This window comes from Chitinophaga silvatica, from assembly GCF_003419895.1.
GTDB lineage: Bacteria > Bacteroidota > Bacteroidia > Chitinophagales > Chitinophagaceae > Chitinophaga > Chitinophaga silvatica.
In genome coordinates, this window is record NZ_QPMM01000006.1 from 465,849 (window position 1) to 478,165 (window position 12,317).

The following is a 12,317-nucleotide window of genomic DNA, read 5'->3' on the forward strand; positions in this document are numbered from 1 at the left end:
GTGAGTGAGTATAATTCACATAATGACTTGCCTGATGAGCAATTACCAATTAATATTCCCTCTGCTGATGAAGGGTGGAGATTGATGCAACCTTTATTGGATGCTAAGATACCAGTTCACAGGAGTGGAAAATATTCAATGGGTAAAGTGCTTTTAGGAATAGCATCACTTTTAGTGATTGCTACACTGGTATTATTTTTACACCATTCATCTTCCAATACAGATAAGCAATCCGGGATTAAAGATTCTACTTATTCAAAATCTAATTCAAATCCAGACAACTATCGGGAGGCGAAAAATGATTCGCAATTCATTCAGGGATCAAACAAAGAGAAACAATACATATCAAATTCTTACAATGATCATGAAACGAGGAATGATTCACCATTCATTCAGAAGTTTAATATAGAGAAATCATTAATATCTGATTCAGACAATGATCATGCACCGCGGAACGACTTGCAATTCGCTCGGCAATCTCAAAAAGCAAAACTAAGTACGTCAAATTCAGACAATAATCAAACTGCCGGAAATAACTTTCAACTCAATCAGGAAGTCAGTAAGGGGAAAAAATACATGGCAAATTCAAATGGTGAGCTTCTGGTTAATAATGATACTCAACCAGGTGAAGAATCGATTAAAGGGAGAGAAAACAAAACACCTGTTACTTCAATAAAATCAATTTTAAAAAAATCAGGTAATATTATTTCAGCTAAGAATAATCCACAACCCAAAGTGGAATCCGGTAAAGGAACACAAAACAACAAACAGCTCATCAACCCAAAACAGGAAATCAACATAATTCAAAAAGAAAATGGAAGAACAGAAACAGCTGGCCAGAATGCTGCCTTTAGTGAAAAGCATATAAACGCTGAAGATCAGAAAAATGTATCAGTGGAAAATAATAAACTGGAGATTTTATCACTGCCATTAAATAGCAATATCTCTAAATTATTGAACACTCCGATGGCAATCAATAATAGAGGAATTACCGGGAAAAAAACTAATCCGCCAGGAGGGTTAGAATTACAGTTACAATGGAATTATTTACTTTCTTCTATCGGAAATTCCTACTATACCATAAACCCAAATGGTGATAAACAATTCTATCGGTATTTTGTACCGGCGGTAAGGTTAATCTATTTAAAACCTAAAAGTGGTTGGAGCCTGGATATTAAGCCAATGGACTTTCAATTGTATAATGATATTATTTATGATAAAGTTGATGGGGGTATGTCTAGCAGTGGTGGAACATTGGATATTTACATGCTTAGTAAAACTTTCGGGTATAGTATTTCAGCTTCCTATCATCATAAAATTGTTAACAATTGGTGGGCAACCGCCGGAGCAGAATTATATGTGGCTCAAAATACCAACATAAGAGTCAGTGCAATTAAAGATTCTTTATCACCAAGGGTCATTACTTCACGAAGTGAGAAATCGGCGTTATGGAAACATATAGGTCAACTTCAGGGAAATGCGATTGGGGAAATTTATTACAATGCACCCCGCTGGCAAGGCGGAATAAGAATGGCTATCCCTGCTTACCGTCAGGCAAAAGATTCGGTTGGCCAGCTGTTAAAATCTAATATGCGTGTTGAGTTGCTATTCAGATTCAAAATTCCTCTGAAAAAATAATTACCAGTAAGTTTCCTGGCTTGCGATTTTGCCATCAGGGGTAAAAATAAGTTTTTCATCATTTGGGTTTCCGTCTAATTCTACCTGGTAAAGATATTTTCCATCTCTTTGAATTTTTTCGACATTCCCGATTTTAAATCCTTTGTATTGTTTTCTGATTGTTCTTAAAACCGGAGATGGCAGATCAGATACGGGAATAGCTTTTTTAAAAACTATCAATCGACCGGTTTCATCAAAATGAGCTTTATACTCTATTTTGCTGACTTCAAATTCGGCCTGATAAATATGTCCTTTTCTTTCCCATTGTGTTTTTGTTGCTTCGGGGAAATTGGTTTTATAGCCCTTCATAACAAGGGAAGGTACGTCACTTCCCCGCGATTGACTAAATGAAGTGAAAGCGCAACAGATACAAATAATCAGGATATAGAGGTATTTCATAACAATACTATTTAAAGAATTTAGAATCAGGATCTGTATAATCGGGCTTCTTCAAGGTCGAGGTTGCTTTCAAGGAATTTAAATACTTCATCGTCATACTTTTTCTCTGCCCTCATAGTACGCAAACTTTGTCGGCGTAGATTAAGAATTTCCAACATTATTTTTTTATACAATTTCCTCGCGTTCTTAATTGCCGGAGCCTTTGTTTTATCTTGAATTGAATTTTCCAATACTGTTACAGTTAACAAATATTGCTCTCTTATACCGGCAATATTGCTATATTTCATCATTTCCTCAGCATAATGGGTGTCCAGATACTCGATAGACTGTTTACTAAGTAATAATCTTATAGCAGCAATTTGCTCGTCCGGAGGTACAGAAGGGTCTACTTCTTCAACTTTCAGCCACTTAATAAACAAAGGAAGTGTAAGCCCCTGAAATACTAATGTGACCAGTATAACAACGAAGGTGATGAAAATGATCAGATTCCTTTCAGGAAAATTTTCTCCTGAATGCACAGTAAGAGGTATGGCTAGTGCGGAAGCCAGAGAGACTACACCACGCATTCCTGCCCATCCTACAATGAAAGGGAGTTTATAGCCCGGGTGGGTTTCTTCTGCCCTGATTTTCTTGCTTAACAGGCGTGGAATAAAAGCACCCAGGTATACCATAACAATTCTGATCACAATAATAAGAGCAGAAATTAGCAAGGCATAAGTAACCACCAGGGAGGGGGTATAACCATTGATACCAGAAACAATAGTAGGCAATTCAAGTCCGATCAGGATAAATACAAATCCATTCAGCAAAAAGGTGATGGTTTGCCAGACCTCTTTTGTTTGTAGCCTGGTTTCATAATTAAGGTAATCGCTGGATCGGAATGAAAGAAATAATCCCCCGCTTACAACTGCCAGGACTCCCGACCAGTTAAATTCCTCCGCAGTCATATACATCAGGTAAGGGGCTATTAGTGTTATGGGAGTGGTAATGCTCGATGACTTTACCCAATATCTGATAACGAGATAAAGGAAATGACCTATAAGTAATCCAACAAAAATTCCCATTACTGCCAGTTCGAAGAATTGAATAAGTGCATCCTGTACCACGAATTTCCCCGTGATAATTGCAGCAATGGCAAATCTGAAAACAGTAAGTGATACTGCATCGTTGACCAGGCTTTCACCTTCGAGAATAGCCAGACCTCTTTTGGGAACCGAACTACCTTTTAATACAGAGGTGGCAGCAACAGCGTCGGGAGGGGAAATAATGCCACCTAACAGGTAGCCAAGGGCCAAGGTAAATCCAGGAATTAACAATACTGCATAATGTGCTACAATAGCTGATGTAACTAGTACGAGCCCGATTCCCAAGGTTAAAATGGATCTTCTCCATTTCCATAATTGATCCCAATTCGACGACCAGGCAGCATCAAATAATAATGGAGGAAGAAAAATCAGAAAAACAAGATCGGGGGTAATGCTAACCCGGGGAAGCCCCGGAACAAGGCCTATAGCTAATCCGCCTATTACAAGAAATATGGGATAGGATATTTTCAGCCGCTGACTAAGCAGGTATAATAACGCCATTGCAAAGAATAGCGAAAGGATTAGTAAGAGGCTTTGGTGAATCATATTATCATTACAATGATTCCTGGGAATTGTTGAGCTATGTCGATTTGTTATTCATTTGTTAAGCAAACGTCCTTACCATCTCTGAAACAATAATATTTTCGGGGTGTTATACTTTCATTGGCTCATTTCAGCTTATTAAACAAAAACCATGAAAGCATTAAAGTTAGGGGTATTAATTGCCATGTTAGGAACCGCGGTATCAGTAAATGCCCAACAGGAAATCCCATTATACAGCGATTCTATTCCGAATAGTATTGGGAAACTGGCACCTGAAGATATTCCCACATTAACGATTTTTAAACCGGCGGCAGGCAAAGCAAACGGAACTGCTATTGTCATATTCCCAGGCGGAGCATATGGCTTCCTTGCATTTAAAGAAGAAGGTTTGGATGTGGCAAAAGCATTTGCAGAAAAAGGGGTTATGGGGATAGTTGTTAAATATCGCCTACCCTCAGATGCAAAGATGAGAGATAAAAGTATTGGACCTATTCAGGATGCAGAACAAGCCATGAAGGTGGTACGAACTCATGCTACGGAATGGGGTATTGATAAAGACAGAATCGGAGTAGCTGGTTATTCAGCAGGTGGTCATCTCGTTGCCACACTTGGTACCCGTAACTTCAAAAACTTTATTCCCAATAACGAAAAAGTGAATCTGAGACCAGATTTTATGATACTGATGTACCCCGTAATCAGTATGCAAAAAGGTCTTGCCCAGGAAGATTCTAAACTCAATTTATTAGGGCCTAATCCTTCAAAGGAAAAGGTCGACTTCTTCTCAAATGAAGAATGGATCAATAATAACACACCACCAGCTTATATCGCACATGCAAATGATGATGCGATTGTTACCGTTAATAACAGTATCCTCTTTTATCAGAATCTAGTGAAAGTAGGAATACTTACAGAACTACACTTATACCCTACTGGTAACCATGGTTTTGTATTACAGGAACCAACCGAAGAATGGATCACCCCAATGCTAGATTGGATGAAACGTGGTGGCTGGTATCCTAAATCCAATGATAATACTGTTGGAAAAGCAGACTAAGCTGTTTGCTTTTGCATGGGAGGATGAAAATATGCTATTACAGGTTTCTCTACCTTTTGATAGAAAAGTAATCCTCCCATAATACCTATAATCATCTGTACAAAAACTGCTAAATCAGGATTTAAAAAGAAACCAACTCTGGCATATAACTGTGTGGCCAATATTAGATTTACAGTTGTATGAACTAAATAAATCGAATAAGAACCATTACCTAAGTAAAGTAGTAATGAGTTATTCCAAATCTTATTAAATCCACCTGCCTTCTCCATAAATACACAACCCGTAAAAAGGAAAAGACTAGGAACACCCCATAACAATACCCGATCTAACATTCCTACACCGGTATAAATATCATTTAACTCCGAAAGTGTTCCAAAATCATGGAAGATGTTGAAAATATAACCCGAAATTCCTAATACTATTAATAATAATGATACTCCTTTCGAAAGCTTAACATGGTTGTACATCCAAAATACAAGTGTTCCAAACATAAACTCCAGCAATAATGGATTTGTATAGAAAACAACCCAGGAATTTGGATGATATAACCTTCCGAATACAACCAGGCTTATAATGATAAGAGCCAATACCGGAACTTTGTTTTTTAATCCCATTAATATTGTACAGAAGAAAAGAACATAGAAAAACCACTCAAAACTCAACGACCATCCAACGCTCAAGATAGGAACAGGATAGGCTGCCTGTGCTGGAATTATTGGAAGTATAACCAATGAATTGTAGGCACGAATCATCATCCCCTGGTCTATAGCTCTTGGCATTACAAGAAAGGTTACAAGTAATGCCAATATACTTGCTACATAATATACCGGATTGATACGGAAAAAACGCTTCTTAAGAAACTCAAATCCATCTGTTACTCCCTGGTACTTACTCGCTACATAGCATATGATAAAACCTGAAATCACAAAGAATAAATCTACACCAATAGCCCCCAGATTTTGCAGATAGAAAAAATCGTCCTGAAAAGCACGGGAAAACGCCATCTGGGTATCGATGGAATGGGCATGTGTTACCAGGATAACAGCTACGGCACGTAATACCTGGATGCTATTAATTTTCATCTCTTACAAATTATTGATTATGCATTGGCATAGAGCCTTGGCTTAAATTCAATGAATGATAACAATGGAAGTTCCACCTTCTTATGAAACAATATTCCTATTGCATAAGCTATTGGATAATGAAGTAGAATCAGTAAATCGGGATTAATAGATATTCCGAGCTTTAAATAACTGATAGTAATCAGGAAAAATACTGTGGGGTAAATCAGAAATATCGAAAATGAAGCATTACCAGTTAATTGTAAAAACTTATTATTCCATAATCCGGAGAGTATACCTTTTTGCTCTAATACAATACTGCCGGCTACCAGTAAAACGGCTGGCAATCCTAGCATTAGTACACGCTTTAACTCAAATATCTGATCAAGGTCACCCTTGGATTTAAAGAAATCCTTATTGCCTAAAAACAGGTTGTAGATATAAGCACCTATCGCTAGTATTACAAATACTATTGCAACTGTTTTCGAGATCTTTTGCTCTCTATATAACCAGTATACAAATAAACCTGCCAGGAATTCCAGCATAATAGGGCTTGTATAGAATTTAGATCTGAAATCAAAATATGGAGTCACAAAAAAGCCAATAATACTAAGGATGATCAGTAGTACTCCGAGCACTAATAACTTCTTTTCTATCTTAAAGAAAATAGTAGCAGCAAATAATAAATAGAAGTACCACAAAAAGCTAAAAGACCAGGAGTCTTCAAGCATCAGGAAAAACTGTTGTTGCTGATCTATTATTCTTAATGGTATGAGCATATCTCTTAACCCAGCCGTTACCATTACTTTGGGATAATGTGGATGAAGAAAACAGATTAATACGAGATAAATGATCGCACCAGCATAGTAAACAATATTTACCCTTAGAAAACGGTTTTTTAAAAATTCCAATCCATCTTTCTTTCCATTATATTGATAGAATGCATATCCCGCCATAAATCCTGCAATTACCATGAATATGTCGAGCCCCATGTATCCGAAATATCTAAAACTAAATAGCTGCTGCTGATGGGATTTACCAAAGGTTTTTGCAAAATCAAGCGTGCCAGTATAGAGGATGATTAGAATAGCAAAAGCCCGTAGAGCCTGAATACTAAAAAGTTTCTTCATAATGGGACGTTAGTTCGAGGGTGAAAAGGATTGTAACCTGTTAAAGTACCAAGTTAATTTGCCCCGCTGTAATTTCACTTCAGTCTGTTTTTTTGCACTGAAATTGAAAATCAATATTTGAGTATATTATGGGTAGGTTAACAATGTCGCTGGGCTTCTCTTACTTATTCACAAAAGAGAACATTACATCGCATATAATAACTGTATAGAATAAACGTCGGTTTGGTTAATATAACTTTTCATGTATGTTCCTTTAATTTCCAAACCATTTATACCTGCCTGCCTGATATTAAGTCTGATACCTGCATTAATAACCGGGCCTGCTGAGCCTTGGGTAGTAGGATTGTAGTCATCAATTCCATTCTGCCCCTTCCTGATTTTAGTGACAGGCCCCAGATGATAGGCCATTCCTGCTCCTACAAATCCTCCGACTTTCTGAGTATTCTCCGCCGAAGAAATTGCCCCAAGATTAAAATTCAGGATAACAGGAACATCAATCAGCATTCTGATCTTGTCAGTATAATTATAATCATATGAGTCTTCACTACTTCTAAGATCTATAACGGCTCCTATATTAATTGGCAGACCTACTGAAAGTGAGTAGTAATCATGTTCTGTTATATTGTAACGGGGCGAAAAAGCTATACTACTACTGGTAATGCCCTTTGAATGGTTAGCATGATCTATAAAATAAGAAGATCCAATAGCATACATGAGATGTTGTGAAGAGGCAATGCTATAGGTACAGCAGCTTAAGAGTAACAGAACAGCTTTTTTCATTAGCATAGGAAGGAGTTAATGAGATAAAGATACTGTTAAATCTATGATATTTTGATAGCGGTTTTTTTGCGAAAGATAAGAATGTTGATAAGCAGGCCGTAGAAAAATCCACCTAAGATAGTGGCCAGATAGTCCATCCCTTTGCATGGAATTGGGTGAAAATATTCGTTTAGCAACAAAATAATTCCACTTATTAGAGTAGCAGATCCCCAGAAGATAATTTTACCGGAAATACTTGCGGTAGCAGCATCCTGAGTGCCTGGAATTTTCATGTAGTACCAATACAATACCAGCAGCCCAATAATGCTGGTAAGATATTGCATAAGGTACCAGTTCTGAATTGGATGACCCTGTATATAGCTGGTGCGTTCGAGTATGGGTAGCAGTTGAACAAAGAATCCTTTTTCATGTGTAAACGCATCCAGGAAAAAATGTGTAAAAACACCAAGTATGATAGAAGATATTACAACTAAATAATTTGATTTAAAATACTGATGCCACTTGAATGAATTGTATTGATATAATCTTTTCCCCCAGATAAAAGGTAAATAATAACTCAGTGCCTGCTTGAAGCCATAATGATAAATATAAGCCAGTAAAATACCAACGGGAACGTCATATACAAAGATTCCCCACCAGGTATGACCAGCACTGAAGTAAGGGTTTAGAAAAATAAAGTATAAAAAATCCGGTACCATACTCCCAATTATCAACCCTGTTGCAGAAAGGTACTTATTGGTAGTCGTACTGAATGGAGATACTATCGCTGCGTGTGATATTGTAAACGGCATCTTTATTGGATCTGATCTGCGAAATTAAGGCATCTGGCTTAAGGAAATGTTAAAGGTTATTTAGTCCAAGCTTTTCGGCAATTTGTCCATGTATTTATATGTGATAACACGTAAATTTATAGTGTAATTCTTTGAAAACGAAAAAATTAAGAACTTATGACTAATTGGATAATTGATGAATCACACAGCGAAATTGGATTCAAAGTAAAACACCTGATGATCACAAATGTGAGTGGATATTTCACAAAGTTTTCCGGTAGTATTCAATCGGAGAGTGATGATTTTCATGATGCCACCATTACTTTTGAAGCTGCTGCTGAAAGCATCGATACGCAGAACAAACAAAGGGATGAACATTTAAGAAATGGCGACTTTTTTGATGCTGTCAATCACCCCAGCATTCGTTTCATTTCAAAAAAAGTAAAAAAGATCGATGAAGAGCAGTACAAACTGCTTGGCGACCTGACTATTAAGGGTGAAACTCATCCTATCGAATTAGATGTTCTGCATGCCGGAGTAACGGTAGATCCATATGGTCAGCAGAAGGCAGGCTTTTCATTAAAAGGCCGTTTGCATAGAGCAGACTATGGCCTAAGGTGGAATGCTACTACTGAAGCAGGCGGCATCGTATTAAGTGATGAGGTGAAATTGAATATGGAAATTCAATTAGTTAAAGTATAATGATAATATCCCGCAAGGGGGATAAGATTCACTCCTTGCGGGAATTACAGCCAGGCTTTCGTTATCTTTGTGCTTTCCAATTGAAGTGCATGAAGTTCGAACAATATAATCTCTCTCCTGAAATTAAAGAGAGCCTGGCAGAAATGGGGTTTAAAAGGCCCACTGATATTCAGTTTAAAGCAATACCTTCTATTCTGAAAGGGGATGATGTAATGGCCATCGCCCAAACCGGCACTGGTAAAACAGCTGCTTTTGCCATTCCTATTCTGCATAGGCTGTTACAACAGGAGCAAAGATCCCGTCATCCAAGATTTGGTGTAAAATGCCTGGTAATGGTACCAACCCGTGAGCTGGCTATCCAGATTGCGGAGGTGTTTCAGGCCATCGCTGAGCGTACGGATCTCGTAATTCTTGCACTGGTAGGGGGTGTTGATCAGGGCCCGCAGATCAAAATGCTTGAAAAGGGAGTGGATGTATTAATCGCAACCCCGGGAAGAATGTTTGATCAGTTGAACCAGGGAAACCTGGATCTTAGCAGAGTAAGCACATTGGTACTGGATGAAGCAGATCATATGTTGGATTTGGGCTTCATAAGAGATATCAGAGATGTTAATAAACACCTGCCCCGCGAACACCAAACCTTGTTTTTCTCCGCAACTTTAAATAAAGACATTAAAGACCTGGCTTATTCAGTCGTTAATAATCCAATCCGTATTCAGATTTCTCCTAAAGATCCGGTTTCTAAAAATGTTACGCATGCCGTTGCCTATGTGGCGATGGATGACAAACGTTTCTTTTTGGAAAGATTGCTTAAGGAATTTCCTGAAAGTAAGATCCTGGTTTTTGTACGCACTAAAGTTAGAGCAGAGAGAGTGGTAGCTGCAATGGATCGCGTAGGCATTAAAGCCGTGGCAATGCATGGTGGGAAGGAACAAACAGACAGGTTGCAGGTAATGGCCAACTTTAAGGAAGGTAATCCGAGAGTGCTTATTACTACAGACGTTAATGCCAGGGGAATTGATATTCCGAATGTAGATTATGTGGTCAACTACGATTTACCAGATATCCCGGAAAACTATGTACACCGTGTTGGCCGTACCGGCCGCGGAGTGCAAAAAGGACAGGCAGTTTCTTTCTGTAGTGAAGAGGAAAGACCACTGCTGGCAGAAATTCAGAAATTTATTGGTAAAGACATCTCTGAGATGAAAATCAATAAAGATGACTATAGAGAAACTATCAGCTTTTCCGAAGATATTCCGAATGATAACTGGCAGCTATTGCTAGACCAGCATAACAAGGAAATGGAAGATCTTAAAAAGAAGAAAAAGAAGAAGAAATAAAAAAAGGCAGATCTGATCTGCCTTTTTTGTATAATTTTTTATTGCTTAACAGCTTCAAGGTTTACAGTGATGTCAACAGTTGGGGCAACTGCATCTACACCAGAAGGAAGTTTGTCGGCATACTTGATACCATAGTCGAAACGATTGATAGAAGCTTTAGCTGTAAAGCCTGCTCTCTTTAAACCCCATGGATCAGTAATAACTCCGTTATAGGTAACGTCAAAGGCTACACGTTTAGTAGTGTTGCGGATGGTAAGATCAGCTAACAATAGATATTTGTTGTTAGAGAGCTTTTTGAATGATACACTTTTCAATGTCATATTCGGATACTCAGCAGCATTGAAGAAATCATCTGATTTCAGGTGGTTATCGCGTTGCTCAACACCGGTAGAAATGCTGGTTACGTCAACGGTGAAGTTGATTTTTGCATTCTGGAAATTAGTGCTGTCGGCTGTTTCAATAGAACCATTGAACTTGTTGAAGTGGCCCTGAACAAAACTTAGGCCTAAGTGCTTAACTCCAAAGATAACGCTGGTATGTGCCGGATCTGCATTCCATTTAACCTGAGCAAATGAGGCGATGCTTGCTAATACTAATAAGGCAGTAAAAAAGAAACTCTTTTTCATGATTGTTTAGTTATAATATTTGTTGTGAATTATTTAGTTAAAGAGCGGTCAACAGACCAGCGGCCGGCACCTTTGATTATCAGTGCTATACAAATACCAATTACAAGCAGGTGATATTCGAATCCTTCACCGGCTTGTGTACCACCCCAGTTCATAAAGAAACCATTAGAGATATGTACACTGGTGGCAACGAGCATAACAGCTGTAAGCATTAATGCCCAAAGTCGGGTGGTAAATCCCAGGAGGATTAATAATGCGCCAATGCTTTCTGTGAAGATCACGAGGAATGCAAGAATAGCCGGAGTTCCCTGGGAGGTGAAATATGCCATGGTACCGTTATACCCATGACCACCAAATGCTCCGAAAAGCTTTTGAGCACCGTGCGGGAAAATTACCAGAGCTACTGTTACCCGTATAATAAAGGATACAAGGTTATTGTCGGTTTGTAATAGTTTCTTAAACATAAGGATTGTAGTTTGTACTTTAATTGTATATACAAGAATTGAGGCAAAAAAATTAGTCGCGCAATTTATCCAGCAAAACGTTCAGTTGTTTTGCTTCTTCAGATGTTAATTTATTCGCGAATAGCTGATGTTGCTCTTCCATCAAAGGATCGAGCGTCGCTAATAATTCCATTCCTTTATCTGTGATTTCTATCTCTACTTTTCTGCGGTTAGAATCACATTGCTCTCTTGTAAGTAATCCCTTCTGGCGAAGTTTTTCCACCAGTCTTGTAGCATTACTCATTTTATCCATCATCCTTTCCTGAATATCCAGCAGATTTAAAGGACGAGGACGACTTCCTCTCAGTATTCTAAGTACATTGAATTGTTGAGACGACAAATCGAATGGCTTCAGAATCTGCGTTGAATGCATTTCCAGCCAGCTTCCGCTAAATATAATGTTCAACATGGCACGTTGGTATTCGTCCTTGAACCTGGGTTGTTTTAATTCATCTTCCAGTTTCATAATTATTACATCTACTATTGTTGTCTATACAACAAAGGTATATACATTTTTTGTTTAGGCAAATTTTTTTTGAGGTTTTAGTTTGATGTTTGTATTAAATGATTGATATTGAGGGTGTTGAAATTAACCTGTTCCGATTTGGCAGAAACAGGCTGAGCAAGGAACTTTAATAATTATCAGA

At 38.0% G+C, this 12,317-nt stretch carries 13 protein-coding genes; 4 read left to right on the top strand and 9 right to left on the bottom strand.

Going from position 1 to position 12,317, the window contains the following annotated elements:
• Entirely contained in the window at positions 1-1,638 is a 1,638-nt protein-coding gene (locus tag DVR12_RS13085; protein ID WP_147323454.1) for a hypothetical protein, read from the top strand.
• Here DVR12_RS13085 and DVR12_RS13090 read toward each other — a convergent pair whose 3' ends face one another.
• Positions 1,639-2,076, bottom strand: a complete 438-nt coding sequence (locus DVR12_RS13090; RefSeq protein ID WP_116976117.1) for a PepSY-like domain-containing protein — start codon at positions 2,074-2,076, stop codon at positions 1,639-1,641.
• Positions 2,077-2,102: 26 nt separating this feature from the next.
• Positions 2,103-3,707 (bottom strand): Na+/H+ antiporter, encoded by a 1,605-nt coding sequence (locus DVR12_RS13095; RefSeq protein WP_116976118.1) that lies wholly within the window; start codon positions 3,705-3,707, stop codon positions 2,103-2,105.
• Positions 3,708-3,855: 148 nt separating this feature from the next.
• On the opposite strand from DVR12_RS13095, the gene DVR12_RS13100 reads away from it, so the two are divergent.
• Positions 3,856-4,758 (top strand): alpha/beta hydrolase, encoded by a 903-nt coding sequence (locus DVR12_RS13100; RefSeq protein WP_116976119.1) that lies wholly within the window; start codon positions 3,856-3,858, stop codon positions 4,756-4,758.
• On the opposite strand, the gene DVR12_RS13105 is transcribed toward DVR12_RS13100, so the two are convergent.
• The 4 genes from DVR12_RS13105 to DVR12_RS13120 all read right to left on the bottom strand — a co-directional run bounded on the left by DVR12_RS13105 (position 4,755) and on the right by DVR12_RS13120 (position 8,520).
• Positions 4,755-5,840 (bottom strand): acyltransferase family protein, encoded by a 1,086-nt coding sequence (locus DVR12_RS13105; protein WP_116976120.1) that lies wholly within the window; start codon positions 5,838-5,840, stop codon positions 4,755-4,757. The genes DVR12_RS13100 and DVR12_RS13105 overlap by 4 nt on opposite strands.
• Positions 5,841-5,857: 17 nt before the next feature.
• The gene (locus tag DVR12_RS13110) at positions 5,858-6,949 is read right to left on the bottom strand and encodes an acyltransferase family protein (RefSeq protein ID WP_116976121.1); all 1,092 of its coding nucleotides are present in this window, start codon (positions 6,947-6,949) and stop codon (positions 5,858-5,860) included.
• 183 nt (positions 6,950-7,132) lie between these two features.
• Positions 7,133-7,729, bottom strand: coding sequence for a hypothetical protein (locus DVR12_RS13115; RefSeq protein ID WP_116976122.1), 597 nt, complete (start codon positions 7,727-7,729; stop codon positions 7,133-7,135).
• 41 nt (positions 7,730-7,770) lie between these two features.
• Positions 7,771-8,520, bottom strand: coding sequence for a DUF4184 family protein (locus tag DVR12_RS13120; RefSeq protein ID WP_116976123.1), 750 nt, complete (start codon positions 8,518-8,520; stop codon positions 7,771-7,773).
• A 156-nt stretch (positions 8,521-8,676) separates the two neighbouring features.
• Between DVR12_RS13120 and DVR12_RS13125 the strand changes: the two genes are divergently transcribed.
• On the top strand, positions 8,677-9,201 hold the full coding sequence (locus DVR12_RS13125) for a YceI family protein (RefSeq protein ID WP_116976124.1): 525 nt from the start codon (positions 8,677-8,679) through the stop codon (positions 9,199-9,201).
• Positions 9,202-9,290: 89 nt separating this feature from the next.
• Positions 9,291-10,541 carry a DEAD/DEAH box helicase gene (locus tag DVR12_RS13130; protein ID WP_116976125.1) on the top strand — a complete coding sequence of 417 codons (1,251 nt, stop codon included), beginning with the start codon at positions 9,291-9,293 and terminating at the stop codon, positions 10,539-10,541.
• Positions 10,542-10,579: 38 nt separating this feature from the next.
• On the opposite strand, the gene DVR12_RS13135 is transcribed toward DVR12_RS13130, so the two are convergent.
• From DVR12_RS13135 to DVR12_RS13145, 3 genes are read right to left on the bottom strand one after another with little or no spacing between them, the layout of a single operon-like run.
• Complete coding sequence (locus tag DVR12_RS13135; protein ID WP_116976126.1) at positions 10,580-11,167, bottom strand: YceI family protein; 588 nt, start codon at positions 11,165-11,167, stop codon at positions 10,580-10,582.
• A gap of 29 nt (positions 11,168-11,196) precedes the next feature.
• Entirely contained in the window at positions 11,197-11,631 is a 435-nt protein-coding gene (locus DVR12_RS13140) for a DoxX family protein (protein ID WP_116976127.1), read from the bottom strand.
• Positions 11,632-11,683: 52 nt separating this feature from the next.
• Entirely contained in the window at positions 11,684-12,136 is a 453-nt protein-coding gene (locus DVR12_RS13145) for a MarR family winged helix-turn-helix transcriptional regulator (protein ID WP_116976128.1), read from the bottom strand.
• Between the last annotated feature and the right edge of the window lie 181 nt (positions 12,137-12,317).